The sequence below is a fragment of the Burkholderia pseudomultivorans genome, assembly GCF_902499075.1.
Taxonomy (GTDB): domain Bacteria; phylum Pseudomonadota; class Gammaproteobacteria; order Burkholderiales; family Burkholderiaceae; genus Burkholderia; species Burkholderia pseudomultivorans.
The window spans coordinates 12558-39106 of the sequence record NZ_CABVPP010000062.1 but is presented as its reverse complement, the minus strand read 5'-3'; the positions used below and the strand labels follow the sequence as shown (position 1 = coordinate 39106).

Sequence of the window (26549 nt, the reverse complement as noted above, 5' to 3'; positions counted from 1 at the left end):
GGCACGCTGGCCGCGCTGGCCGGCGGCGGCGCCGTCGAGCTGTACGAACTCGGCGAACCGGGCGCGGAGCCGCGCCTCGCCTCGGTCGGCCGCACCGACGGCGGCCCGCTGCTGCCGGGCGCGATGCCGCTGCCGTTCGACGCGTTTGCGCACCGCGCGCTCGCCGAGCGCTTCGATCTGTGCCAGTTCGAATTCGAGTCGCAGCCGTGGCGCTTCGATCGCGCGACGGTGAAGCGCCTGCGCGTGCCGATCGCGCTGGTCGCGGCGACGCTCGGCGTCGCGGTGATCGGGATGAACCTGCACTGGTGGAAGCTGTCTCGCGAACGCGACGCGCTGTCCGCGCAGATCACCGAGACGCTGCTGTCTGCGTTCCCGAAGACGACCACGGTGCTCGACCCGCCCGCGCAGATGCAGCGCCAGCTCGACCAGTTGCGGCTCGCGGCCGGCGAACTGTCGCCGAACGATTTCCTCGCGCTCGCGAGCGGGCTGTCGCGTTCGCTGGGCGCGCTGCCGCAGAACGGCATCGCGTCGCTCGACTATCACGACCGGCGGCTCGACGTCGGCTTCAAGCCCGAGGTCAAGGTCGATCCCGACTTCCCGCAGCGCCTCGCGCGCAACGGGCTGTCCGGCGAAGTCGACAGCAACACGGGCAAATGGACGATCCGGAGCCGCTCATGAACACCGCACAACTGAACGAGACGCTGGCCCAGTTCTGGGGCGAGCGCACGCCGCGCGAAAAGACGCTGCTCGGCTGGGGCGGCGCCGTGCTGGCCGTCGCGATCGCGTATTCGGTGCTGTGGTCGCCCGCGCAGGAAGGCCGCGCGCGCATCCAGCGCGAGCTGCCGACGATGCGCCGCGAGCTTGCGCAGATGACCGCGCAGGCCAACGAGGCGAAGTCGCTCGCGGCCGCCGCGCAGGGCGTCGCGCCAACCGGCCTCGCGCTGAAGGACGCGCTGACCGCGTCGCTGTCCGACCACGGGCTGCAGGGCGCGCAGGTGCAGATCGTCGGCAACGGCGTGCAGGTCCAGATGAAGAACGTGTCGTTCCCGGCGTGGACGCAGTGGCTCGACGATGCGCGCCGGCAGTTCAAGGTGCAGGTCGGCGAGGCGCACGCGACGGCGCTGAAGGAGGACGGCCAGGTCGACCTGACGGCCGTGATGCAGCCGTCGATGCACAAATGAGGAAACGGATGACGCAAGCGGCGGGCGCTCGATGAGGCCGTGGATCAGGCGGCTCGCCGCCGCATTGCCGTGGGTCGCGACGGGCGGGCTCGCGACCGCGGTCACGCTGGTCGCGCTCGCGCCGGCCGCGTGGATCGCGCCGCAGTTCGCGCGTGCGACGGGCGGGCATGTGAATCTCGCCGATCCGGCCGGCTCGCTATGGCACGGCTCGGGCACGCTGATGCTCGCGCCGGGCGCCGACCAGAGCGCGGCGACGCTGCTGCCGGGCCGCGTCGAATGGACCACGCGCTTCTGGCCGCTGCTGACCGGGCGCGTGCAGATGCGCATGCGCCAGACCGAGGCGATGCCGGAGCCCGTCACGCTCGATGCGACGTGGCGCGGCGCGGTGCTGTCGGCGGGCGCGATGGCGGTGCCTGCGTCGCTGCTCGCGGGGCTCGGCACGCCGTTCAACACGCTCGACCTGCAGGGCGACGTGCGGCTCGGCTGGACCGACTGGCGGCTGATCGGCAGCAATGCGTTCGGCCAGCTGACGGTGACGATCGACGGGATGAGTTCGCGCGTGTCGCGCGTGAAGCCGCTCGGCTCGTACCGCGCGGTGCTGCAGGCGAAGGGCACGGGCGCCGATCTCGACCTGACGACGACGCAGGGCCCGCTGTTCCTCGACGGGCACGGGAGTTTCGGCCCCGGCAGCGGCGCGTTTCGCGGCACCGCACATGCGGCGCCCGAGCAGCAGGCGAACCTCGCGGGCCTGCTGAACCTGCTCGGCCACCCGATCGGCAACGGCCAGGTGTCGCTGATCTACGGCGACGCGACACGCTGACGCGTTAACGCGCCCGCCGCGCGGCGGCGCCCGCTCCGGTTACTGCTGCGCGAGCGCGCCGGTGCCCGACGCCGCGGCCGCGGCCGGCGCTGCCGCAGCGGAGGCCGGCAACGGCGCCGGCGCGGCCATCTCGCCGGTTTCGCGCGTCATGTCCGACGCGTTCCAGCCGCCGCCGAGCGCCTTCACGAGTCCGACCGACGACACCATCCGCTGGCCGGCGATCGACGCGAGCTTCTGCTGCGCGGTGAAGGCGGTGGTCTGCGCGGTCAGCACGTTCAGGTACGCGACGGTGCCGGCCTTGTACTGGTTCGTGACGATCGCGAGCGAGTGCTGCGCGCTGTCGACGGCCTGCCGCTGCACGTCGATTTCCTGCGCGAGGATGCGCTGCGACGCGAGGTTGTCCTCGACATCCTGGAATGCGCTCAGCACCGACAGCCGATACGCGGCGACGTCCTGGTCGTAGGTCGCGCGCGCGGCATCGGTCTGCGCGGCGCGCAGGCCCGCGTCGAACAGCGTCGCCGCGAGCTGCGGGCCGACCGTCCAGAACCGCGCGGGCAGCGTGAACAGCTGCGACCACACCGAGCTTTCGAAGCCGCCGCTCGCCGACAACGTGAGCGTCGGGAAGAACGCGGAGATCGCGACGCCGATCTGCTCGTTCGCGGCCGCGGCACGGCGCTCGGCCGCGGCGATGTCGGGACGGCGCTCGAGCAGCGCGGACGGCACGTCGACCGGCGTGACCGGCGGTTCGGCCGCGAGCGGCATCGGCGGCAGCGAGAAGATCGACGCCGGTTCGCCGATCAGCGTCGCGATCGCATGCTCGTACTGCGCGCGTGCGACACCGTTGTCGATCGACGCCGCCTGCGCGCTCTGCAGCTGCGTCTGCGCCTGGATCACGTCCGCGCGTGCGGCGACACCCTGCGCGTACTGGTTCTCGGTAAGTTTCAGCGACTGCCGGTACGACTGCACGGTATCGTCGAGCAGCTTCTGCAGCGCGTCGGAGGTGCGCAACTGGAAGTAGGTCTGCGCGAGCAGCGCCTGCTGCGACAGCCGCGCATTCGCGAGATCGGCGGCGGCCGCCGCTTCGCCGGCGCGCTGCGCGCTGACGGTGCGGCTCACCTTGCCCCACAGATCGGGCTCCCAGCTCGCGTCGAGGCCGACGCTGTAGCTGTTGCCGATCGAGCTCGACGAACTGCCGAGCGTCGACGACGAGCCGGACGACAGCGACGCGCGCGGCGTGCGCGAGCGCGAACCCGACGCGCTCAGCCCGACGGTCGGGAAATACGCGGCGCGCGCCTCGGTGACGAGCGCGCGCGCCTGCCGGTACGCGGCCGCCGATTGCGCGATAGTCTGGTTCGATGCGTTGAGCTTGTCGATCAGCGCGTTCAGCTGCGGATCGTTGTAGACCGTCCACCACGGGCCGCGATCGGCGCGGTCGGCCGGCTGCGCGACTTTCCAGCCGGCGGGCGCCTCCTTGAAGGCGGCGGGAATCGACGTGTCGGGACGATGATAGTCGGGGCCGACGGCGCAACCGGCGAGCAGCACGGCCGTCGCAACGGCGACGGCGGCGCTCAGCGGGCGAATGGCGCGCGGAAGTGAGGCGTACGGCATCGTGATTTTCCTGTCTGGGCGCAGCGGGCGGCGCTGCGCGATGCGGTCGTTGCCGCTGGCGGACAAATGGTAACTGACGGCGGAGGTGCTGCGCACCCGTTAGGGTACGGTGCGCGGCGAGCGGAATGTGTTACCGGCGCGACCGACCGGTTTACCGGGCATTACGGATCGCTTGCGGGGCGACACGGCCGGCAATGCGGACAGGAAAGACGAAAGCGCGAAAGCGACGCGGCCCGGCCGCGCCGTATCAGTGGCAGCGTGCGGGCACCGGCTCGGCGGCGGCACGCCATGACGACGGCTCCGTCGCGCCCGGCTGGCCGGTGCGGCGCGCGGCGCCTTTCGCGTTGCGCTGCCGGCGATGATCGAACCACGCGATCCCGAGCGCCGCGAGCGAGCCGCCCGGCACCACCAGCATCGTCACGTACAGCGCGATCTTCCAGCCGCGGTGCGGCCCGGAGAACACATGATGAGCGGTATCGGTCAGGTTGCGGCGCAGCGCGCCGGCGGCATTTTTCAGGAACAGCATCGCGAACATCCTCGGGTGCCCGGCAGCGCGGGCGAATCGGTCAGAACATAGTCTCCGGCAGTGCAGCATGCACGTCGTAACTGGTTGCCTGAAATAATATTGACTAAGCAATCATTTTTCAAGATACTGGGCGCGTTTTGACCTGAAACGCACTATTGCGTCGCGCGCAATCGAATGACCGGCGGCCTCTACGATCCCGACAACATTGCGCTGGAAACGAGCCTCGGCTACTACCTGACGAAGGCCAGGCAGGTGCTCGTCGAGCGGATGGACCGTGCGCTCGCGCCGTTCGATCTCACCGCGCAGCAGATCGGCGTGATCCTGCTGCTGTCGCGCGGCCATGCGCGCACGCCGTTCGAGCTGTCGCGCAAGATGTCGTACGACAGCGGCTCGATGACGCGGATGCTCGACCGTCTCGAACGCAAGGGGCTGGTCGCGCGCTCGCGCAGCGAGCAGGACCGCCGGATGATCGAGCTGACGCTGACCGCGCGCGGCGCGGAAGCCGCCGCGGCGCTGCCGTCGTTGATCGCGACCGCGCTGAACGCGCAGCTTGCCGGTTTCTCGGCCGACGAGCTCGCGACGCTGACGAGCCTGCTGCAGCGCTTCATCGGCAACGGGCCCGGCCTGGCCGACGGCTGTCCGCGTCCCGACGAAGCGGACGATTGACGCGGAGGCGCGATGTCTAGGTTAAGCATTCGCTTATTTATCTGTCTGGGCAGAAGATGACGCGTCACGTGCTCGATTCGATCTCAACCCTGTTCCATCCGCCCGGGCCGCGCTGCACTGCGGGCCGGTGTCTTGCGTCGGCGCGTCGCGCGCGCCGCGCCTAGGAGAATCCGATGTCCGCCACCACGGCATCCGCCGCCTCCCCCGCCGCCGAACCCGCGCCGCTGACCGGCGGCGCGCTCGCGCTGCTCACCGTCGGGCTCGCGCTCGGCACCTTCATGGAAGTGCTCGACACGTCGATCGCGAACGTCGCGGTGCCGACCATCTCCGGCAGTCTCGGCGTCGCGACCAGCGAAGGCACGTGGGTAATCTCGTCGTACTCGGTCGCGTCGGCGATCGCGGTGCCGCTGACCGGCTGGCTCGCGCGGCGGGTCGGCGAGGTGCGGCTGTTCACGCTGTCGGTGCTCGCGTTCACGATCGCGTCCGCGCTGTGCGGCCTCGCGTCCAATTTCGAGACGCTGATCGCGTTCCGGCTGCTGCAGGGCCTCGTGTCGGGGCCGATGGTGCCGCTGTCGCAGACGATCCTGATGCGCAGCTACCCGCCCGCGAAGCGCGGGCTCGCGCTCGGCCTATGGGCGATGACGGTGATCGTCGCGCCGATCTTCGGCCCGCTGCTCGGCGGCTGGATCAGCGACAACTACACGTGGCCGTGGATCTTCTACATCAACCTGCCGATCGGCATCTTCTCGGCGACCTGCGCGTTCTTCCTGCTGCGCGGCCGCGAGACGAAGACGACGAAGCAGCGGATCGACGCGATCGGCCTCGCGCTGCTGGTGATCGGCGTGTCGTGCCTGCAGATGATGCTCGACCTCGGCAAGGATCGCGACTGGTTCAATTCGTCGTTCATCGTCGCGCTCGCGCTGATCGCGGTCGTGTCGCTCGCGTTCATGCTGGTGTGGGAGGCGACCGAGAAGGAGCCGGTCGTCGACCTGTCGCTGTTCAGGGACCGCAACTTCGCGCTCGGCGCGCTGATCATCTCGTTCGGCTTCATGGCGTTCTTCGGCTCGGTCGTGATCTTCCCGTTGTGGCTGCAGACCGTGATGGGCTACACGGCCGGCAAGGCCGGCCTCGCGACCGCGCCGGTCGGGCTGCTCGCGCTGGTGCTGTCGCCGCTGATCGGCCGCAACATGCACCGGCTCGACCTGCGGATGGTCGCGAGCTTCGCGTTCGTCGTATTTGCGGTCGTGTCGCTGTGGAACGCGACGTTTACGCTCGACGTGCCGTTCAACCACGTGATCCTGCCGCGGCTCGTGCAGGGCATCGGCGTCGCGTGCTTCTTCGTGCCGATGACGACGATCACGCTGTCGAGCATCTCCGACGAGCGGCTCGCGAGCGCGTCGGGGCTGTCGAACTTCCTGCGCACGCTGTCGGGCGCGATCGGCACGGCGGTCAGCTCGACGTTCTGGGAAAACGACGCGATCTACCACCATGCGCGGCTGTCGGAGTCGGTGAGCGTCTACGCGCAGAATACGACCGACTACCAGGGCGCGCTCGCGCAGCTCGGCATCGTCGGGCAGACGGCCAATGCGCAGCTCAACCAGCTCGTCACGCAGCAGGGCTTCATGATGGCGACCAACGACTTCTTCCACCTGTCGGCGGTCGTGTTCGTCGCGCTTGCGGCGCTCGTGTGGATCACGAAGCCGAAGAAGGGGGCGGGACCGGCGATGGGGCATTGAGCGCGGGCGGGCGGCGGCCGGCTTTCGCGTCGACCGCGGCCGCACCCGCTTCTATTCTCTCGCCCGCAACCCGCCGAACGCGAGATCGTCGCCGGGCGCGACCGGCAGCGTCGCGCGCGCGACCTCGAGCCACGCGCGCGCCGCGTGCGACAGATAGCCCTTCTTCAGCCAGCCGAGCGCGATCGCCCAGGTGATCTCGGGTTCGACGATCGGGCGGCACGTGAACTGCCCCGCATCGAGCCGCCGGCAGTACGGTTCGGGCAGCAGCGCGATGCCGACGCCCGCATGCACGAGCGCGGCCATGAAATCCCAGTGGCCGCTGCGGCTCACGATCGACGGCGTGAAGCCGGCCTGCCGGCACGCGTCGAGTACCGCGTCGTGCAGCGCGAGGCTTTCCGCGTAGAACACGAACGACTCGCGCGCGAGATCGGCGAGCGGCACGGCCGCGTGGTCCTCCCAGCGCGACTCGCGCGGCGCGACCAGCCACAGCGGCGCGCGCACCATCGGCAGCCGCTCGAAGGTGCCGGGATCGACCGGCTCCAGCAGGCCGCCCAGTTCCAGCTCGCCCGACGTCAGCGCCGCCTCGATCATCCGCGCGCCCTGCTCGAACAGCTTCAGCTCGATGTTCGGATAGCGCTGCTTGTACGCGGCGATGATCGGCGTGAACAGCGACCCGCCGAGCGGCGGAATGCCGATCGTCAGCTCGCCGCGCCCGAGCGTGCCGAGATCGTTCAGCTCCGACTGCAGCTGCGCCTGCGCGGCGAGCACGTCCTGGCCGCGCTGGAACACGATCCGCCCGGCGTCGGTGAGCACCATCTGCCGGCCGTCGCGCAGCAGCAGCGGCGAACCGACCTCGTCCTCGAGCGCCTTCACCATCTTGCTGATGGTCGGCTGCGTGACGAACAGCCGGTCGGCCGCCGCCGTGAAGCTCTGCTGACGAACCACCTCGACGAAGTACCGCAGCGCGCGCAATTCCATCGACGACTCCCCAGATTGGTGCAGCGACTTACAAAAATTCCGAATTGGAATGACAAGAATAGAGACAAGTCATTTTATTTATAGATGGGGGAAACCTATACTTGCGCCATTGAAGAAATATCTGTATGGAGCCTCGCCATGAACAAGCCGATCGCCACTGCCGCCGCCCGCGCCGCCGTTTCGACCGGTATCGCCCGTACCGCGCGCATCGCGCTGCAGGCCGCCGCGCTCGGCGCGCTGTGGATGGCGGTCGACTGGGCCGTGCGGCAGGTCGGGCTGCCGATCCCGTCCGGCGTGATCGGCCTCGCGGTGCTCCTCGTGCTGCTGTTCTCGGGCCGCGTCGCGCCCGCGTGGGTGAAGGACGGCGCGAACTGGCTGCTGTCCGACATGCTGCTGTTCTTCGTGCCGGCGGCCGTCGCGGCCGTTCAGTACGGCGGGCTGTTCCGCGAGGACGGCTGGCGCATCGCGCTGGTGATGCTCGCCGGCACCGCGTTCGTGATGGTCGCGGTGGCCGTCGCGGTCGATCTCGCCGCGAAGCTCGAACGCCGGCTCGCGGTGCAGCGCGTGTATGCCGAACGCCGCCGCGCGCGCGCCTGAGCGCCGCGCTCCCCGAACCGCACCGGAGCCTGTCATGCTTGCCGCGCTGTCGAACCTGTTCGCCGATCAGGCGAACGCCGCGATTTCCTTCGGCTGCTTCGTGCTGACGGTCGTGCTGTACTTCGCGTCGAAGCGCCTCTACGCGTACCGGAAGACGCTGCTGTTCTCGCCGCTCGTGTTCGTGCCGGGCGTGCTGGTGCTGCTCGTGTTGCTGACCGGCATCCCGTATTCGGTCTACTTCCGCGATACGCGCTGGCTGATGTGGCTGCTCGGCCCCGCGACGATCGCGTTCGCGGTGCCGATCTACGAGTATCGCGAGCTGATCCGCCGGCACTGGCTGTCGCTGTCGGTCGGCGTCGCGGTCGGGATCGGCGCGGGCGTGTGCGGGTCGCTGCTGCTCGCGAAGCTGCTGCACCTGTCGCCGGACCTGCAGCGCTCGCTGATGACGCGCTCGGTGTCGACGCCGTTCGCGCTCGCCGTGTGCGACAAGATCCATGCGCCGAAGGATCTCACCGCGCTGTTCGTGATCGCGACCGGGATCTGCGGGATGCTGCTCGGCGAGTTCGTGCTCGCGCTCGTGCCGATGCGCACGCGGCTCGCGCGCGGCGCGCTGTTCGGCGCGGCCGCGCACGGCGTGGGCACCGCGAAGGCGCGCGAGATCGGCAGCGAGGAAGGCGTCGTGTCGAGCCTGACGATGATGATCGCGGGCGTCGCGATGGTGCTGATCGCGCCGCTGCTGACGCTGCTGCCGATCTGACCCGCGCGCGGCGGGGCGGCACCTCAGCCGCCGCGTTCGCCGTGCCGCGCCGCCGTCCGGGCCCGGTCGCGATCACACCGCGCAACGCCCCGGCGTGTCGCGCATCCATCCCCGTCTCCCTGCATCGACCCTTCAGCCGCCCGACAATCGGCTGAGATAGCCGCAAATCCCCCCTCTTTTCCGCCCATCGGGCGCGGCCCGGATGCCGAACAATGCATGCTACGAGACATCACGCACGCATTCACATGGCCTCCACGACCGCAAATCCGTCCGCCGACAAGCCGGCATCGTCCGGCAAGTTCAAGCGCATCGCGCTGATCGCCGTCATCGCGCTGGGCGCGGCCGCGGCTGCCGCGGCCGGCATGTACGTGTTCCTGAACAAGCAGGGCGCGTCTCATGCGGGTGCGCCGGCCGAGCCGCCGCCGCTGGCCGCGCCGGTGTTCTTCCCGCTCGATCCGCTGACCGTGAACCTGCAGTCGGACGACGGCGTCCAGCATTACCTGCGCGTCGGCCTGTCGCTGAAGCTGACCGACCCGAAGGCGCAGGAGCAGCTGACCGCGCGCATGCCGGAGATCCGCAGCCGGGTCCTGCTCGCGCTGTCGAACAAGCATCCCGAGGAAATCGCGACGCCGGACGGCAAGCGCGCGCTCGCGCAGCAGCTGCGCGACCTGATCGAGCAGCCGACGCAGCCGGGCAATCAGCGCGCGAAGGTCGACGACGTGCTGTTTACCGAGTTCGTCGTCCAGTAACGCGGCCGCGAAAGGAGCGCGCATGGGCCACGAAGAATTCATGTCCCAGGAGGAGGTCGATGCACTCCTCAAGGGCGTCACGGGCGAAACCGACGCGGTCGACGAAGAGCGCGACACGTCGGGCGTCCGTCCGTACAACATCGCGACGCAGGAGCGGATCGTCCGCGGCCGGATGCCCGGCCTCGAGATCATCAACGACCGCTTCGCGCGGCTGCTGCGGATCGGCATCTTCAACTTCATGCGGCGCACGGCGGAAATCTCCGTCAGCCAGGTGAAGGTGCTGAAGTACAGCGAGTTCACCCGCAACCTGCCGATCCCGACCAACCTGAACCTGGTGCACGTGAAGCCGCTGCGCGGCACGTCGCTGTTCGTGTTCGACCCGAACCTCGTGTTCTTCGTGGTCGACAACCTGTTCGGCGGCGACGGGCGCTTTCATACGCGCGTCGAGGGCCGCGACTTCACGGCTACCGAGCAGCGCATCATCGGCCGGCTGCTGAACCTCGTGTTCGAGCACTACACGACCGCATGGAAGAGCGTGCGGCCGCTGCAGTTCGAGTTCGTGCGCTCGGAGATGCACACGCAGTTCGCGAACGTCGCGACGCCGAACGAGATCGTGATCGTCACGCAGTTCTCGATCGAGTTCGGGCCGACCGGCGGCACGCTGCACATCTGCATGCCGTACTCGATGATCGAGCCGATCCGCGACGTGCTGAGCTCGCCGATCCAGGGCGAGGCGCTCGAAGTCGACCGCCGCTGGGTGCGCGTGCTGTCGCAGCAGGTACAGGCCGCCGAGGTCGAGCTGAGCGCGGATCTCGCCGAGATCCCGACGACCTTCGAGAAGATCCTGAACCTGCGCGCGGGCGACGTGCTGCCGCTCGAGATCGCCGACACGATCACCGCGAAGGTCGACGGCGTGCCGGTGATGGAATGCGGCTACGGGATTTTCAATGGTCAATATGCGTTGCGCGTGCAGAAGATGATCAGCGCGAGCGACACGATGAAGGAAGGTGGATATGAGTGAGCTGAACCCGACGCCCGAACTCGACCCGCAGGCGATCGCCGACGCGGCGCTGGCGGACTCCGCGGCCGCACCGGCGGCCGAGGCCGATCCGATGGACGACTGGGCCGCCGCGCTCGCCGAGCAGAACCAGCAGCCGGTGCAGCCGGGCGCGACCGGCGCCGGCGTGTTCCAGCCGCTGTCGAAGGCCGCGGCGAGCTCGACGCACAACGACATCGAGATGATTCTCGACATCCCGGTCAAGATGACCGTGGAACTCGGCCGCACGAAGATCGCGATCCGCAACCTGCTGCAGCTCGCGCAGGGCTCGGTCGTCGAGCTCGACGGCCTGGCCGGCGAGCCGATGGACGTGCTCGTCAACGGCTGCCTGATCGCGCAGGGCGAAGTCGTGGTCGTCAACGACAAGTTCGGGATCCGGCTGACCGACATCATCACGCCGGCCGAGCGCATCCGGAAGCTGAACCGATGAAACGGGCGGGGTCCGGCCGCCGTGCGCGTGTCGCATGCGCGGCTGCTGCTGCCGTCGTCGCGTCGCTCGCCGCTGCGCCGGCCGTCGCCGCGGACATGAACGCGGTCAATCACGCCGGCGCGATCGCGTCGGGCGTGGTGGTCGGTTCGGCCGCGCCGTCGCTCGGCGTCGGCGCGGTGCTGCAGACGCTCGTCGGGCTCGCGGTCGTGATCGGTCTCGTGTTCGGCTGCGCGTGGCTCGCGCGCCGCATCGGCTTCCAGCCCGCGCGCCGCGGCGGCCCGCTGAAGCTCGTGTCGAGCGTCGCGGTCGGCGCGAAGGAGCGCGCGACGATCGTCGAGATCGGCGATACGTGGCTCGTGCTCGGCGTCGCGCCCGGCAACGTGCGGCTGCTGCATACGCTGCCGGCCGGTTCCGCGGCGGTCGCGCCGGTGGATGCACCCGCCGGTGCCGCGCCGTCCGGACGCGCTGCGCCGGGCAGCGGCGAGCTGTCCGCCAACGGCGCGTCGTTCGGCGCGCGCTTTCGCGACGCGCTCGCCGGCGAAGCCGCGAAGCGCCTCGGGCGCGGCAAGGAGCGCTGACATGCGCGCGCCGTCGCCCTTCCCTCTTTCTGCCGTAACCCGATGAACCACGCTTTCCTGCGCCGCGCGGCGCGCTTCGCGCCCGCGCTGATCCTCGGCCTCGCCCCTGCGCTCGCGTGCGCGCAGGCGGCCGGCCTGCCCGCGTTCAACGCGAGCCCGGGCCCGCACGGCGGCACCACGTATTCGCTGAGCGTGCAGACGATGCTGCTGCTCACGATGCTGTCGTTCCTGCCGGCGATGGTGCTGATGATGACGAGCTTCACGCGCATCATCATCGTGCTGTCGCTGCTGCGCCAGGCGCTCGGCACCGCGACGACGCCGCCGAACCAGGTGCTCGTCGGCCTCGCGCTGTTCCTCACCTTCTTCGTGATGTCGCCGGTGCTCGACCGCGCGTACACCGACGGCTACAAGCCGTTCTCCGACGGCACCGTGCCGATGGAGCAGGCCGTGCAGCGTGGGCTCGCGCCGTTCAAGGGCTTCATGCTGAAGCAGACCCGCGAGACCGATCTCGCGCTGTTCGCGAAGATCTCGAAGGCCGCGCCGATGCAGGGCCCCGAGGACGTGCCGCTGTCGCTGCTGGTGCCCGCGTTCGTCACGAGCGAGCTGAAGACGGGCTTCCAGATCGGCTTCACGATCTTCATCCCGTTCCTGATCATCGACATGGTCGTCGCGAGCGTGCTGATGTCGATGGGGATGATGATGGTGTCGCCGTCCACCGTGTCGCTGCCGTTCAAGCTGATGCTGTTCGTGCTGGTCGACGGCTGGCAGCTGCTGATCGGCTCGCTCGCGCAGAGTTTCACGTAAGCGACGGAGGCCCCGCGATGACGCCCGAACAAGTGATGACGCTCGCGCACCAGGCGATGATGGTCGGCCTGCTGCTCGCCGCCCCGCTGCTGCTGGTCGCGCTCGCGGTCGGCCTCGTCGTGAGCCTGTTCCAGGCCGCGACGCAGATCAACGAGGCGACGCTGTCGTTCATCCCGAAGCTGCTCGCGGTCGCCGCGACGCTGGTGATCGCCGGCCCGTGGATGCTGACGACGATGCTCGACTACCTGCGGCAGACGCTGCTGCACGTCGCGACGCTCGGCGCCGGCTGAGCGGCGCGTTCGACCTTGCTGCTTCCGCCATGTTCTCGGTTACCTACGCGCAGCTCAACGGCTGGCTGACGGCCTTCCTGTGGCCGTTCGTGCGGATGCTCGCGCTCGTCGCGACGGCGCCGGTGGTCGGCCACCCGTCCGTGCCCGTGCGCGTGAAGATCGGCATCGCCGCGTTCATGGCGCTGATCGTCGCGCCGACGCTCGGCGCGATGCCGCCCGTCACGGTGTTTTCCGCGGAAGGGATCTGGATCGTCGTCACGCAGTTCCTGATCGGCGCGGCGATGGGCTTCACGATGCAGCTCGTGTTCGCGGCCGTCGAGGCGGCCGGCGACTTCATCGGGCTGTCGATGGGGCTCGGCTTCGCGACCTTCTTCGATCCGCATTCGAGCGGCGCGACGCCGGTGATGGGCCGTTTCCTGAACGCGGTCGCGATGCTCGCGTTCCTCGCCGTCGACGGCCACCTGCAGGTGTTCGCGGCGCTGGCCGCGTCGTTCCAGTCGCTGCCGGTATCGGCCGCGCTGCTGCACGCGCCCGGCTGGCGCACGCTCGCCGCGTTCGGCGCGACCGTGTTCGGGATGGGGCTGCTACTTGCGCTGCCGGTCGTCGCGGCGCTCTTGATCGCGAACCTCGCGCTCGGCATCCTGAATCGCGCCGCGCCGCAGATCGGCGTGTTCCAGATCGGCTTTCCGGTGACGATGCTGGTCGGGCTGTTGCTCGTGCAGCTGATGGTGCCGAACCTGGTGCCGTTCGTGTCGCGCTTGTTCGACATGGGGCTGGACGAGATGGGGCGGGTGTTGGTCGGGTGGCGCTAGGCGCCCGCGCAGCTTGCCGGACGGCCCGTGCGCGCTCCGACCCCCGATTGCTGGAAAACCCCTAAAGGATTCACCCCCCCGCGAAAGGTTGCGGAAGGTTTCGCGTCCCTATACTCGTCGCGACGATGCAGCAAGCATCGCGCCACACGAATACAACGAACGGAGACGACCCGATGCGACCCATTCTGCGCACCCTCGCCGTTGCAGCCAGCCTGAGCTGCGCGCTCGCCGCGCACCCCGCCCTCGCCGACGACGGCGGCAAGATCACGATCATGGTCGGCGGGATCGCGAAGCTGATCTATCTGCCCGCCCGCCTCACGCAGGAACTCGGCTACTTCAAGGCCGAAGGGCTCGACGTCGAGCTGCTGTCGCAGCCGGCCGGCGTCGACGCGGAGAACGAGCTGCTGGCGGGCGCCGTGCAGGGCGTGGTCGGCTTCTACGACCACACGATCGACCTGCAGAGCAAGGGCAAGGACGTGAAGGCAATCGCGGTGTTCGGCCAGGTGCCGGGCGAAGTCGAGATGGTATCGACGAAGGCCGCGCCGACCTTCAAGTCGATGGCCGACTCGAAGGGCAAGACGCTCGGCGTGACCGGCCTCGGCTCGTCGACCAGCTTCCTCACGCAATACCTCGCGCTGCAGCACGGCGTGCCGTCGACGCAGTACACGATGCTGCCGGTCGGCGCCGACGCGAGCTTCATCGCCGCGATCAAGCAGGGCCGCATCGACGCGGGGATGACGACCGAGCCGACCGTGTCCGCGCTCGAGAAGATGGGCGACGCGAAGGTGCTGGTCGACATGCGCACCGTCGACGGCACGCGCGCCGCGCTCGGCGGCACCTATCCGGCCGCGAGCCTGTACGTGCAGTCCGCGTGGGCCGACTCGCACAAGGCGCAGGCGACCAGGCTCGCGCACGCGTTCGCGAAGACGATGCAGTTCATCCATACGCACAGCGCCGACGAGATCGCCGCGAAGATGCCGGCCGACTACCAGAAGGACAAGGCGCTGTACGTATCGGCGCTGAAGGCGTCGCTGCCGATGTACACCGCCGACGGCAAAATGCCGGCCGACGGCCCGGCCACGGTGCTGAAGGTGCTGTCGGCGTTCAACCCGTCGGTGAAGGGCAAGCACATCGACCTCGCCCGCACCTACACGAACGATTTCGTGAACGCGAAGTAAGCCTCACGCGCCGGCGGCGGCGATCCCGCCGCGTCGCGCGCCCCGTTCCGGTCCGGCTGACCGGCCCGGCGCCGTCGCACGACGCGGCGCCCTTTTCACCCGCAGGACGAATGCGATGAATCAGGCAGTCTCCCCGAGCACACCGGCGATCGAGTTTCGCAACGTGTCGTGCCGCTTCATCTCGCCGGAAGGCAAGGCGACCGTCGCGCTGCGCGACTTCAGCATGAGCGTCGCGCGCGGCGAGTTCATCGCGATCGTCGGGCCGACCGGCTGCGGCAAGTCGACGACGCTGAACCTGATCACCGGGCTGCTCAAGCCCGTGTCGGGCGAAGTGCGCGTGATGGGCCGCCCGGTCGACGGCATCGATCCGCGCATCGGCTTCGTGTTTCAGGCCGACGCGGTGTTCCCGTGGCGCAACGTGATCGACAACGTCGCGGCGGGCCCGCTGTTTCGCGGCCGCTCGAAGGACGTCGCGTATGCGCAGGCCGAGGAATGGATCCGCAAGGTCGGCCTCGACAAGTTCACGAAGCACTACCCGCACCAGCTGTCGGGCGGGATGCGCAAGCGCGTCGCGCTCGCGCAGACCTTCATCAACCAGCCGGAAATCCTGCTGATGGACGAGCCGTTCTCCGCGCTCGACATGCAGACGCGCACGCTGATGCAGGACGAGCTGCTGCAGCTGTGGTCCGCGAACAAGGGGTCGGTCGTGTTCGTCACGCACGACCTCGAGGAAGCGATCGCGCTGGCCGACCGCGTGTTCGTGCTGACCGCGCGCCCGGCGACGCTCAAGCGCGTCTATCCGATCGACCTGCCGCGCCCGCGCGTCATGTCGGAGGTGCGCTACGACGCACGCTTCATCGAGATTTCCAAGGACATCTGGCACGACCTGCGCGAAGAAGTGCAGATCGGCTGACGGCAAGACCGCAAGGACAGGAGCATGACCGACATGACGCTTCCCACCACCGCCCTTCCGGCGACGACGCTCGAGGACGACGAGCGCGCCGCGCAACGCCGGCTGCGCCGCCGGCGCAACCTGATCGTCACGCTGCGGATTGCCGTGCTCGTCGTCGTGCTCGGCGGCTGGGAGCTCGCCGCGCGGCTCAAATGGATCGATCCGTTCTTCTTCTCGATGCCGTCGCTGATCTTCGAGCAGATCCAGGACTGGTTCGTGAACGGCACGTCGCAGGGCCCGCTGCTCACGCAGGTGTGGGTCACGCTCGAGGAAACCGCGATCGGCTTCGTGATCGGCTCGGTCGCCGGCGTGATCTGCGGGATCGTGCTCGGCCGCAACAAGCTGATGGCCGACGTGTTCGGCCTCTACATCCAGATCGCGAACTCGATCCCGCGCGTCGTGCTCGGCTCGGTATTCGTGATCGCGCTCGGCCTCGGCATGGCGTCGAAGATCGCGCTGGCCGTCGTGATGGTGTTCTTCGTCGTGTTCGGCAACGCGTTCCAGGGCGTGCGCGAGGCGGACCGCTACCTGATCGCGAACGCGCAGATCCTCGGTGCGTCGCGCCGGCAGATCACCACGGCGGTCGTGATCCCGTCCGCGCTGAGCTGGATCCTCGCGAGCCTGCATGTCAGCTTCGGCTTCGCGCTGGTCGGCGCGGTGGTCGGCGAATTCCTGGGTTCCAAGCAGGGCATCGGCCTGCTAATCTCCACCGCCCAGGGCGCGTTCAACGCGAGCGGCGTGTTCGCGGCGATGATCGTGCTGGCCGTGGTCGCGCTGGCCGCCGATTACCTGCTGACCTGGCTGGAGAAGCGGCTGCTGAAGTGGCGTCCCGCCGCGTTCTGAGCGCCGCGCCCGGCCGCACCGCGTGACGCCCCGACCGCGCCGGCACCCCGGCGCGGTTCGGCATTCGGCTCGGCATTCGGCTCGGCATCGAGGACAAGGAGCGACAAAGGATGACGCACAGCCTGCGCGGGCGGCTGCTGTGGTGGCTGCTGCTGCCGCTGGCGGCGTTCGTGCTGATCGCGGGCGCGATGTCGTACGACACCGCGCGGCGCACGGCCACGCTCGTGCAGGACAGCGCGCTCGTCGCGTCCGCGCGCACGATCGGCGAGGACGTCGAATGGCGCAACGGCCTGCCGGTCGCCGACGTGCCGCCCGCCGCGCTGGAGATCTTCGAGTCGCCGTCGCGCGACTCGGTGTTCTACCAGGTGATCGACAGCCACGGCCGGCTGCTCGCCGGCAATCCGGCGCTCGAGGTGCCCGCGCGGCACGGCGTCGAGCCGACGCCGTACGACACGACGCTCGACGGCGTGCCGCTGCGCGCGGTCGCGTACGATCGCCAGCTGTACGACGAAGGACAGATCGAGACGGTGACGGTCGTCGTCGCGAAGACGACGCGCTCGCACCACGCGATGGTCAACACGATCTGGCGGCCGCAGTTGCTGCGGCTGTCGCTGATGCTGATGCTCGCGGTGGTGCTCGTCTATCTCGGGCTGACACTGGAGCTGCGGCCGCTGATGAAGCTGAAGGACGACGTGGCCGACCGCGGGCCGATGGAGCTGGAGCCGATCCGCCCCGAGCGGCTGCAGAACGAGCTGCGGCCGATCGTCGACGCGATCAACCAGTGCATCGCGCGGCTCAACACGCATACGGCCACGCAGCGCCGCTTCATCGCCGATGCCGCGCACCAGCTGCGCACGCCGATCGCGGTGCTCGACACGCAGATCCAGTACGCGCAGCAGCGCGATCACGACGATCCGGAACTCGCGTCGGTGCTCGACAGCATGCAGCGCAGCAGCCGCAAGATGGCCGACGTGACCGACAAGCTGCTGCTGCTCGCGCATGCGGAAGCGACGCCGTCGACGCTGCTGACGCAGCGCGTCGACCTCGCGGCGCTCGTGTCGAGCGTGCTGGAGGAGACCATCGTGCTCGCGCAGCGACGCGACATCGATCTCGGCGCGGAGCTCGGCGAGCGGCTCGACGTCGCGGGCAGCGACAGCCTGCTCGGCGCGCTCGTGATGAATCTCGTCGACAATGCGGTGCGCTACACGCAGCCCGGCGGCTGCGTGACGGTCGCCGCGCGGCGCGACGGCGACACGGTCGTGCTCGACGTGATCGACAACGGCCCCGGCATTCCGGCCGAAGCGCGCCCGCACGTGTTCAAGCGCTTCTACCGCGTGTCGGCCGACACCGAGGGCTCGGGCCTCGGGCTCGCGATCGTCCGCGAGATCGCGCAGGCGCACGGCGGCAGCGTGTCACTCGCGCCGGGACCCGGCAATCGCGGGATCGTCGTGACCGTGCGGCTGCCTGCATACGATTGAAGGAAGCTCCTGATGAAACTCTTGCTGGTCGAAGACAACACCGAACTGGCGCACTGGATCGTGAACCTGCTGCGCGGAGAGGATTTCGCGGTCGACTGCGTCGGCGACGGCGAGCGCGCCGACACGGTGCTGAAGACCGAGCGCTACGACGCGGTGCTGCTCGACATGCGGCTGCCGGGCATCAGCGGCAAGGAAGTGCTCGCGCGGCTGCGGCGCCGCAACGACAACGTGCCGGTGCTGATGCTGACCGCGCACGGCTCGGTCGACGACAAGGTCGACTGCTTCGGCGCCGGCGCCGACGACTATGTGGTGAAGCCGTTCGAGTCGCGCGAGCTGGTCGCACGGATTCGCGCGCTGATCCGCCGGCAGGCGGGCGTCGGCGCGACGCAGCTCGCGTGCGGCGATCTCGTCTATGCGTTCGGCACGCGCGAATTCCGCTGCGGCGACGCGCCGCTCGCGCTGCGCCGCCGCGAGCACGCGATCCTCGAAACGCTGATGCTGCAGCAGAACAAGACAGTGTCGAAGGCGCGGCTGATGGACAGCGTGTTCGCGCTCGACGACGAGCCGAGCGCGGACGCGATCGACATTTACATCCACCGGCTGCGCAAGCACCTGGCCGCGAGCACGGCCGAGATCATCACGCTGCGCGGGCTCGGCTACATCCTGCGCGCGAAGAGCGGGACGGCCTGACGGCCGGCGCGCCCTGCCCGGCGCGCTGCCGGCAGGAACTTTACGGATGGTTCGGATTGCAGAGTTACGGCAGCGGCCGGGCAACCGTTTCCACGCCGATCCGTGAACGCCTGTCGTTCGGTGTTTTCACCGATCCGATCGTTGCGTCCGGGAAAGCCGCATGAAGGATTGCACCCTCTACGATGTCATGCGTCGGTCATCTCGCTGTGGCCGGCAGGCGTCGGCATACGTTACGTACTGCCAATAGACGAATTTCAATGCGGCAGCTCGGAGGAGACGATCTTGAAACGAAAAACCCTGGCCCTTTCCATCGCGGCGGCAGGCCTGTGCGCCGGCACCCAGGCGCACGCGCAGTCGAGCGTGCAGCTGTACGGCCTGATGGACCTGAGCTTTCCGACTTACCGGACCCATGCCGACGCCAACGGCAACCATGTGATCGGCATGGGCAACGAAGGCGAGCCGTGGTTCAGCGGCAGCCGCTGGGGCCTGAAGGGCGCGGAGGACATCGGCGGCGGCACGAAGATCATCTTCCGCCTCGAAAGCGAATACGTGGTCGCGAACGGCCAGATGGAAGACAACGGCCAGATCTTCGACCGCGACGCGTGGGTCGGCGTCGAGGACGAGCGCTTCGGCAAGCTGACGGCCGGTTTCCAGAACACGATCGCACGCGACGCGTCGGCGATCTACGGCGATGCGTACGGCTCCGCGAAGCTGAGCACCGAGGAAGGCGGCTGGACCAACTCGAACAACTTCAAGCAGATGATCTTCTACGCGGCCGGCCCGACCGGCACGCGTTACAGCAACGGCATCGCGTGGAAGAAGCTGTTCAGCAACGGCATCTTCGCCAGTGCCGGCTACCAGTTCAGCAACTCGACCGCATTCGCGACCGGCTCCGCGTACCAGCTCGCGCTCGGCTACAACGGCGGCCCGTTCAACGTGTCGGGCTTCTACAACCACGTGAACAACGGCGGCTACACGAACCAGACGTTCTCAGTCGGCGGCAACTACACGTTCAGCATCGTGCGCCTGAACGCCGGCTACTTCCGCTACAACGGCGACCAGGGCTCGCTCGGCCAGCGCCACGACGATTCGTGGACGGTGTCGATGAAGATCGCGCCGAAGGGCCCGCTCGACTACGAACTCGGCTACCAGCAGATGCGCGTCAAGAACGCCGCGTACGACTCGGACGGCAACACACCGAATGCGAACCTCGGCGCATTCAGCCTGACCAACGGCGTCGGCAACGGCTTCAAGGAGACGATCTACGGGTCGGTGTTCTATCACCTGAGCAAGCGCACCGAGCTGTACCTGGCGGGCGATTACATGCGGCTGCACGGCGGCTATACGGTGGCGTCGACGTTCGGCGCGAAGAACCAGCTGGAGCTGACGTCGGGCATCCGTACGCGGTTCTGATTGCGGGTCCGGCCATCCGGGTCCGGCCATCCGAAGGGCAGGCTTTCCGGCCCCGGCTTCGCCCCGCCCTTCGTTCCATTTCGGGCTTCTCCCTGCGGGGCACGCCGGCATCGCGCCGACCGTGCCCTTTTTTTCCATCGATTCCGGCGCGGCCGCCGCGCGATGCTGCGACAACCGGCCCGATGCCGCGCGCGGCCCGTCCGGCGGGCGATCCCGCCCGATGCACGCACGCCCGGCGCCCATCCGCTCACATCGACGCTTGACCTGCGCCGACCGACTCGCTAGCGTTTCGGGTTTGCCCGGGTGGCCGTTGCCGCCGGTGCCGAGACAGCGCCCGACGTCCTGGCGCGCGCGGCCGGGCTCCGATGGAAAAGACGATGCAGAAACTCGATGCGGCCAGCCCGCAGGCGATGTCGACCGATTTCACCGCCGACAACGTCGCGCGCCTGAAGGCGCTGTTCCCCGAACTCGTGACCGAAGGCCCGCAAGGCGCGTCGGTCGACGTCGACGTGCTGAAGGCGCTGGTGGGCGACCGCACGGTCGGCGATGCCGAAGAACGCTATGGCTTCCACTGGCACGGCAAGCGCGACGCGCGCCAGGCCGCGCTCACGCCGTCGACGGGCACGCTGCGGCCCTGCCCCGAAGACAGCGTCGCATGGGACGACACGCGCCACCTCGTGATCGAGGGCGACAACCTCGACGTGATGAAGCTGCTGCACAAGAGCTACGCGGGCAAGGTGAAGCTGGTCTACATCGATCCGCCGTACAACACCGGCAGCGACTTCGTGTACCCGGACGACTTCAGCGACAGCATCCGCCACTACCTCGCGATGACGGGGCAGACCGAAGGCGGCGTGAAGCGCAGCACCAACACCGAGGCGAACGGCCGGTTCCATACCGACTGGCTGAACATGATGTACCCGCGCCTGAAGCTCGCGCACGCGCTGCTGTCCGACGAAGGGCTGATCGTGGTGCACATCGACGAGCACGAAGTGCACGCGCTGGTGCTGATGCTGCGCGAGATCTTCGGCGAGGAGAACGAGCTCGGCGTCGCGGTGTGGGACAAGCGCAACCCGAAGGGCGACGCACGCGGCATCGCGTACCAGCACGAATCGCTGGTGCTGTTCGCACGCAATGCCGAGACGCTGCTCGAACGCGCGCCGCTGAAGCGCCCGAAGCGCAACGCGCAGCGCATGCTCGACGCCGCGCGCGACGCGATGTACCGCAGCGGCACGCCGAAGGATGCCGCGAAGGCGTTCCGCGCGTGGATGAAGGCGCAGACCAACCTGTCGGGCGGCGAGGCGATGTACGACCGGCTGTCGGAAGACGGGCGCGTGTACCGCCTCGTCTCGATGGCGTGGCCGAACAAGAAGAAGGCGCCGGAGGAATATTTCACGCCGCTGATCCACCCGGTCACCGGCAAGCCGTGCGCGATGCCGGCGCGCGGCTGGCGCAATCCGCCGGCGACGATGCAGGCGCTGCTCGAACGCGGCCAGATCGAATTCGGCGCGGACGAGACCACGCAGCCGCAGCGCATCTACTACCTCGACGAGAACATGTACGAGAACGTGCCGTCGGTGCTGCCGTTCGGCGGCTCGGACGACGCGCTGCTGAAGACGCTCGGCATTCCGTTCGAGCAGCCGAAGCCGGTCGACTTCGCGGCGGCTGTGATCGGCTGGTGCACGCGCGGCGACGACATCGTGCTCGACTGCTTCGCGGGCTCCGGCTCGACCGGCCACGCGGTGATGCAGGTCAACGCGACCGACGGCGGCGCGCGCCGCTACATCATGGTGCAGCTGCCCGAGGCGCTCGACCGCCGCGACAAGACGCAGCAGGGCGCGGCCGACTTCTGCGCGAAGCTGAAAAAGCCGCTGACGCTCGCCGAAGTGACCAAGGAACGGCTGCGCCGCGCCGCGCAGCAGGTCGCACGCGACTATCCGGAAAGCTATGGCGACCTCGGGTTCCGCGTGTACCGGCTCGACACGACCAACGTGATCGAGTGGGATCCGCGCCGCGACGACTTCGACCACGCGCTGTTCGCGTCCGTCGAGCACGTGAAGACCGGCCGCACCGACGACGACCTGCTCGCCGAGCTGACGCTCAAGCTCGGCCTTGACCTGTGCACGCCGGTCGAGCATCACGCGGTGGCCGGCAAGACCGTGCACCTGATCGGCCGCTCGATCGTCGCGTGCTTCGATGCGCGCGTGTCGCGCGACGACGCCGAGCCGCTCGCCGACGGCATCGTCGCGCTGCTCGACGCGACCGGCGCGACGCGCGACGTCACGTGCCTGTTCCGCGACAGCGGCTTCGTCGACGACGTCGCGAAGCTCAATCTCGCCGCGCTGCTCGAACAGCACGGCGTGAAGCGCGTGCGGAGCCTGTGATGCGGCTGCATTTCGAAGCGGACCTCGACTACCAGCGCGACGCGATCGACGCCGTCTGCGACCTGTTTCGCGGCCAGGAATCGTATCGCGGCGACTTCAGCGTGCTCGCCAATGCCGCGCCGGGCACGACGGCCGCCGCGCAGGGCTCGCTCGGCTTCGCGGTGTCGGAACAGGGCGTCGGCAACCGGCTGTCGCTGACCGAGGACGCGCTCGCGCGCAATCTCGCCGACGTGCAGCTGCGCGGCGGCCTGCCGCCGTCCGGCCTGCCCGGCTCGCGCGACTTCACCGTCGAGATGGAGACCGGCACCGGCAAGACCTACGTCTACCTGCGCACGATCTTCGAGTTGAACCGGCGCTACGGCTTCACGAAGTTCGTGATCGTCGTGCCGTCGATCGCGATCAAGGAAGGCGTGCACAAGACGCTCGCGATCACCGAGGACCATTTCCGCGCGCTGTACGCAGGCGTGCCGTACGACTACTTCCTGTACGACTCCGCGAAGCTCGGCCAGGTGCGCCACTTCGCCGCGAGCGCGGCGATCCAGATCATGGTGATGACCGTCGCCGCGATCAACAAGCGCGAGGTCAACAACCTCTACAAGGACAGCGAGAAGACCGGCGGCGAGAAGCCGATCGACCTGATCCGCGCGACGCGGCCGATCGTGATCGTCGACGAGCCGCAAAGCGTCGACGGCGGGCTCGAAGGTCGCGGGCGCGAAGCGCTGGCCGCGATGGACCCGCTCTGCACGCTGCGCTACTCGGCCACGCACGTCGACCGTCACCACATGGTGTACCGGCTCGACGCGGTCGACGCGTACGAGCGCAAGCTCGTCAAGCAGATCGAGATCGCGTCGGCGATCGTCGAGGATGCGCACAACAAGCCGTACGTGCGGCTCGTCGGCGTGTCGAACCGGCGCGGTTCGATCAGCGCGCGCGTCGAACTCGACGTCGCGACGAGCGCCGGCGTGAAGCGCCAGATCGTGTCGGCGACCGACGGCGACGATCTCGAACGGTTGACCAAGCGCGCGCTGTACGCGGGGCTGCGGATCGGCGAGGTGCATGCGGTAAAGGGCGCCGAATACGTCGAGCTGCGGCATCCGGAAGGCGAGGCGTTCCTGTCGCTCGGCGAGGCGTTCGGCGACATCGACACGCTCGCCGTGCAGCGCGAGATGATCCGCCGCACGATCCGCGAGCATCTCGACAAGGAACTGCGCCTCGCCGAACGCGGCGTGAAGGTGCTGTCGCTGTTCTTCGTCGATTCGGTCGAGCGCTATCGCCGCTACGACGAGAACGGGATGCCGGTGAAGGGCGACTACGCGCTGATCTTCGAAGAGGAATATGCGCGCGCGGCGCGCGTGCCGGCCTATCGCGCGCTGTTCGACGGCGTCGACATCGCGCGCGAGGTCGAGCGCGCACACAACGGCTACTTCTCGATCGACCGCAAGGGCGGCTGGACCGACACCAGCGAAAGCAGCGCGGCGGCCCGCGAGAACGCGGAGCGCGCGTACGGGCTGATCATGCGCGAGAAGGAAGCGCTGCTGTCGTTCGACACGCCGCTGAAGTTCATCTTCTCGCACTCGGCGCTGAAGGAAGGCTGGGACAACCCGAACGTATTCCAGATCTGCACGCTGCGCGACATCCAGACCGAGCGCGAGCGTCGCCAGACGCTCGGCCGCGGGCTGCGTCTCGCGGTCGACCAGGACGGCGAACGCGTGCGCGACCCGGGCGTCAATACGCTCACCGTGATCGCGACCGAGCGCTACGAATCGTTCGCGGAAAACCTGCAGAAGGAAATCGAGGCCGACACGGGCATCCGTTTCGGCATCGTCGAGGAACACCAGTTCGCGGCGCTGCCCGTGCAGGAAGGCGACGGGCCCGCGCATGCGCTCGGCATCGAGCTGTCGCGCGTGCTGTGGACGCATCTGCATGAACAGGGCTACGTCGACGCGCAGGGCAAGGTGCTCGACCGGCTGAAGGATGCGCTGCGGCAAAGCGCGCTCGTGCTGCCCGAAGCATTCGAGATGCTGCGCGCGCCGATCGTCGCGACGCTGCGCAAGCTGTCGGGCCGCTTCGCGGTGCGCAACGCGGACGAGCGCCGCGCGATCGCGCTGCGGCGCGATGCAACCGGCAAGGCCGTCGTGTTCGGCGACGACTTCCGCGCGCTGTGGGATCGCATCCGCCACCGCACCGTGTACAGCGTGGAATTCGACAACGCGAAGCTCGTGCGTGACTGTACGGCCGCGCTGCGCGACGCGCCGGAGATCGCGCGCGCGCGGCTGCAGTGGCGCAAGGCCGAGATCGACATCGGCAAGGCCGGCGTCGAGGCGATCGAGGTCGCGGGCGCCGGCACCGTGCTGATCGACGAAGGCGAGCTGCCGCTGCCCGACCTGCTTACCGAACTGCAGGACCGCACGCAGCTCACGCGCCGCTCGCTGGCGACGATCCTGGCCGACAGCGGCCGGCTCGACGATTTCCGCGTGAATCCGCAGCAGTTCATCGCGCTCGCGGCCGACGCGATCAACCGCTGCAAGCGGCTCGCGCTCGTCGCGGGCATCGCGTACCGCAAGCTCGGCGATCGCCACGTGCATGCGCTGGAATCGTTCGAGAGCGAGGCGCTGACCGGCTATCTGCGCAACCTGCGGCTCGACGCGCGCAAGTCGATTTACGAAGCGGTCGTGTGCGAGACGGACGCGGAGCGCGCGTTCGCCGATGCGCTCGAGGCGCACGACGGCGTGAAGCTTTACGCGAAGCTGCCTGCGTGGTTCCGCATCGCGACGCCGCTCGGCAGCTATCACCCGGACTGGGCGGTGCTCGCCGAGCAGGATGGCGGCGAACGGTTGTACTTCGTCGTCGATACGCCGAACGCGGACGGCCATGTGCCGAGCGAACACGAGCGCGCGAAGCTCGCCTGCGGCGAAGCGCATTTCCGCGCGCTGGTGGACGGTGACGACGCGGCGCGGTTCGTGCGGGTCGGGAACGCCGATGCGTTGTTCGACCCTGCGGCGTCGATGACGGGCGCGGGGCGCTAGAACGAAAGGCGGCGACGAGCCGCCTTTTTTCATCGACCGGCAGGAAGCGGCATGCTGCAAATCGGTGCGGCTCGGTGCGATGCCGCTCGTGGCGCGCCGCATGCGAATCCGCGAGAAGACGAAAAAAGGGCGCCGCAGCGCCCTTCCCTCGTCTTTGCCTGACCGCGCTTAAAGCGTGCGGCCGAACGCGTGGTGACGCCCGTGATGCGTGGACGTCGACGCATGCGCGGTATGGCCGTGCGAGTGCCCGCGGCCCGGCTGCACGCCGGCGCGATCGGCGATCGAATCGGAGCGGTCGGCCGCGCGCGACAGGCCCTTGTCGCGGTCGCCGGCGTTGAAGCCGTTCGAGTTGCTGAGCGCGGAACCGCTCATGTGGCCGCCGGACATGCCGCCCGCGTTGCCGCCGGAGCCGCCCGCGCCATGACCGCCGCCGTTGCCACCGCCATTGCCGCCGGCCGCGGCATGGGCGGACACCGTGCCGAGCACGAGCAGCGCGGCCGCCAGCACGGACAGGTATCGTTGATGTTTCATCTTGTGCTCCCTGGAGCGCGTTGGGGTGACTGCATTCTAAGAACGCGCGAAATTCGTGCCGTACGACCTTGTAAATGATCGTAACGATGCGCACGCCCCGCATTCATCGGATTAATCCCCGGCGCGTCGTGCGCGACCGAAGGGGAAACCGACGGGGTCGGCGCCGCAGCGCCGCCCCGATCGCGCGTTACTGCGCGGGCTGCATGCCCTGCGCAGCGGCCTTGCGCTGCGCGGCCTGCTCTTCCGCATGCTTCTTCGCCATGTGATGGCCGACGATGCAGCCGCCGACCGCACCGACGACGGCGTGGTGTCCCGCGTAATGGCCGGCCACACCGCCGACTACCGCGCCCTTCATGCAGCCCGCCGCGTGCGCGCTGCCGATCGTTGCGAGCGCAACGATGGCGGCAGTCGTGTACAGCCCGATGTATCGAATGGACCTCATGCGATCACTCTCCTCTTGTCGTC

General features: G+C 68.8%; 27 protein-coding genes. 22 read left to right on the top strand and 5 right to left on the bottom strand.

From position 1 onward, the window contains the following. From gspL to BST28156_RS28970, 3 genes are all read left to right on the top strand, one after another. The coding region (gspL, locus tag BST28156_RS28980) for a type II secretion system protein GspL (protein WP_174904036.1) at positions 1-678 on the top strand (678 nt) is incomplete at its 5' end. Beyond that, a complete protein-coding gene (locus BST28156_RS28975) occupies positions 675-1181 on the top strand; it encodes a type II secretion system protein M (protein WP_060240276.1) in 507 nt (168 codons plus the stop codon). The genes gspL and BST28156_RS28975, both read left to right, overlap by 4 nt. Before the next feature lie 31 nt (positions 1182-1212). Continuing rightward, a complete protein-coding gene (locus BST28156_RS28970; protein ID WP_060240201.1) occupies positions 1213-2001 on the top strand; it encodes a type II secretion system protein N in 789 nt (262 codons plus the stop codon). Between the two features lie 39 nt (positions 2002-2040). Here the strand turns inward: BST28156_RS28970 and BST28156_RS28965 are convergent, their stop codons facing one another. After that, positions 2041-3609 carry an efflux transporter outer membrane subunit gene (locus tag BST28156_RS28965; RefSeq protein WP_174904035.1) on the bottom strand — a complete coding sequence of 523 codons (1569 nt, stop codon included), beginning with the start codon at positions 3607-3609 and terminating at the stop codon, positions 2041-2043. 247 nt (positions 3610-3856) lie between these two features. Next, entirely contained in the window at positions 3857-4135 is a 279-nt protein-coding gene (locus BST28156_RS28960; protein ID WP_081077070.1) for a multidrug ABC transporter ATPase, read from the bottom strand. A 174-nt stretch (positions 4136-4309) separates the two neighbouring features. Here BST28156_RS28960 and BST28156_RS28955 point away from each other — a divergent pair, with 174 nt between their 5' ends. Together BST28156_RS28955 and BST28156_RS28950 are read left to right on the top strand one after the other, a co-directional pair. After that, complete coding sequence (locus BST28156_RS28955; RefSeq protein WP_009690068.1) at positions 4310-4801, top strand: MarR family winged helix-turn-helix transcriptional regulator; 492 nt, start codon at positions 4310-4312, stop codon at positions 4799-4801. 173 nt (positions 4802-4974) lie between these two features. After that, positions 4975-6537 (top strand): DHA2 family efflux MFS transporter permease subunit, encoded by a 1563-nt coding sequence (locus BST28156_RS28950; protein ID WP_174904034.1) that lies wholly within the window; start codon positions 4975-4977, stop codon positions 6535-6537. 51 nt (positions 6538-6588) lie between these two features. Here BST28156_RS28950 and BST28156_RS28945 read toward each other — a convergent pair whose 3' ends face one another. Then, positions 6589-7515, bottom strand: coding sequence for a LysR family transcriptional regulator (locus tag BST28156_RS28945; RefSeq protein ID WP_040128625.1), 927 nt, complete (start codon positions 7513-7515; stop codon positions 6589-6591). A 138-nt stretch (positions 7516-7653) separates the two neighbouring features. Here BST28156_RS28945 and BST28156_RS28940 point away from each other — a divergent pair, with 138 nt between their 5' ends. From BST28156_RS28940 to BST28156_RS28860, 17 genes are all read left to right on the top strand, one after another. Continuing rightward, positions 7654-8112: a CidA/LrgA family protein gene (locus BST28156_RS28940; protein ID WP_174904033.1), complete on the top strand. Its 459-nt coding sequence runs from the start codon at positions 7654-7656 to the stop codon at positions 8110-8112. 34 nt (positions 8113-8146) lie between these two features. Continuing rightward, complete coding sequence (locus BST28156_RS28935; protein WP_060240193.1) at positions 8147-8869, top strand: LrgB family protein; 723 nt, start codon at positions 8147-8149, stop codon at positions 8867-8869. Positions 8870-9081: 212 nt separating this feature from the next. Continuing rightward, entirely contained in the window at positions 9082-9618 is a 537-nt protein-coding gene (gene fliL, locus BST28156_RS28930; protein WP_174904032.1) for a flagellar basal body-associated protein FliL, read from the top strand. Positions 9619-9640: 22 nt separating this feature from the next. Continuing rightward, the gene (gene fliM / locus BST28156_RS28925) at positions 9641-10639 is read left to right on the top strand and encodes a flagellar motor switch protein FliM (RefSeq protein ID WP_060240188.1); all 999 of its coding nucleotides are present in this window, start codon (positions 9641-9643) and stop codon (positions 10637-10639) included. Next, the gene (gene fliN, locus BST28156_RS28920; RefSeq protein ID WP_059516042.1) at positions 10632-11105 is read left to right on the top strand and encodes a flagellar motor switch protein FliN; all 474 of its coding nucleotides are present in this window, start codon (positions 10632-10634) and stop codon (positions 11103-11105) included. The genes fliM and fliN overlap by 8 nt, the downstream gene beginning before the upstream one ends. After that, positions 11102-11683 carry a flagellar biosynthetic protein FliO gene (gene fliO, locus BST28156_RS28915; protein ID WP_174904031.1) on the top strand — a complete coding sequence of 194 codons (582 nt, stop codon included), beginning with the start codon at positions 11102-11104 and terminating at the stop codon, positions 11681-11683. Before fliN ends, fliO begins: the two co-directional genes overlap by 4 nt. A gap of 42 nt (positions 11684-11725) precedes the next feature. Next, positions 11726-12487 (top strand): flagellar type III secretion system pore protein FliP, encoded by a 762-nt coding sequence (gene fliP, locus BST28156_RS28910; protein ID WP_060240183.1) that lies wholly within the window; start codon positions 11726-11728, stop codon positions 12485-12487. Between the two features lie 17 nt (positions 12488-12504). Then, the gene (fliQ, locus tag BST28156_RS28905; protein WP_006401718.1) at positions 12505-12777 is read left to right on the top strand and encodes a flagellar biosynthesis protein FliQ; all 273 of its coding nucleotides are present in this window, start codon (positions 12505-12507) and stop codon (positions 12775-12777) included. A gap of 29 nt (positions 12778-12806) precedes the next feature. After that, the gene (gene fliR / locus BST28156_RS28900; RefSeq protein ID WP_174904030.1) at positions 12807-13589 is read left to right on the top strand and encodes a flagellar biosynthetic protein FliR; all 783 of its coding nucleotides are present in this window, start codon (positions 12807-12809) and stop codon (positions 13587-13589) included. A 173-nt stretch (positions 13590-13762) separates the two neighbouring features. Then, positions 13763-14767: an ABC transporter substrate-binding protein gene (locus BST28156_RS28895; RefSeq protein ID WP_174904029.1), complete on the top strand. Its 1005-nt coding sequence runs from the start codon at positions 13763-13765 to the stop codon at positions 14765-14767. A gap of 115 nt (positions 14768-14882) precedes the next feature. Next, on the top strand, positions 14883-15680 hold the full coding sequence (locus BST28156_RS28890) for an ABC transporter ATP-binding protein (protein ID WP_009690374.1): 798 nt from the start codon (positions 14883-14885) through the stop codon (positions 15678-15680). Between the two features lie 33 nt (positions 15681-15713). Next, the gene (locus tag BST28156_RS28885) at positions 15714-16562 is read left to right on the top strand and encodes an ABC transporter permease (RefSeq protein WP_040129045.1); all 849 of its coding nucleotides are present in this window, start codon (positions 15714-15716) and stop codon (positions 16560-16562) included. Positions 16563-16672: 110 nt separating this feature from the next. Further along, positions 16673-18040, top strand: coding sequence for a sensor histidine kinase (locus BST28156_RS28880; protein ID WP_174904028.1), 1368 nt, complete (start codon positions 16673-16675; stop codon positions 18038-18040). A 12-nt stretch (positions 18041-18052) separates the two neighbouring features. After that, a complete protein-coding gene (locus tag BST28156_RS28875; protein ID WP_174904027.1) occupies positions 18053-18730 on the top strand; it encodes a response regulator in 678 nt (225 codons plus the stop codon). 282 nt (positions 18731-19012) lie between these two features. Then, positions 19013-20143, top strand: coding sequence for a porin (locus BST28156_RS28870; RefSeq protein ID WP_060240176.1), 1131 nt, complete (start codon positions 19013-19015; stop codon positions 20141-20143). Between the two features lie 365 nt (positions 20144-20508). Further along, entirely contained in the window at positions 20509-22527 is a 2019-nt protein-coding gene (locus BST28156_RS28865; protein WP_060251155.1) for a site-specific DNA-methyltransferase, read from the top strand. Continuing rightward, on the top strand, positions 22527-25553 hold the full coding sequence (locus BST28156_RS28860) for a type III restriction-modification system endonuclease (RefSeq protein WP_174904026.1): 3027 nt from the start codon (positions 22527-22529) through the stop codon (positions 25551-25553). The genes BST28156_RS28865 and BST28156_RS28860 overlap by 1 nt, the downstream gene beginning before the upstream one ends. Before the next feature lie 168 nt (positions 25554-25721). Here the strand turns inward: BST28156_RS28860 and BST28156_RS28855 are convergent, their stop codons facing one another. Both BST28156_RS28855 and BST28156_RS28850 read right to left on the bottom strand, forming a co-directional pair. After that, complete coding sequence (locus BST28156_RS28855) at positions 25722-26084, bottom strand: hypothetical protein (RefSeq protein ID WP_174904025.1); 363 nt, start codon at positions 26082-26084, stop codon at positions 25722-25724. A gap of 187 nt (positions 26085-26271) precedes the next feature. Further along, positions 26272-26526, bottom strand: coding sequence for a hypothetical protein (locus BST28156_RS28850; protein WP_174904024.1), 255 nt, complete (start codon positions 26524-26526; stop codon positions 26272-26274). Positions 26527-26549 lie beyond the last annotated feature (23 nt).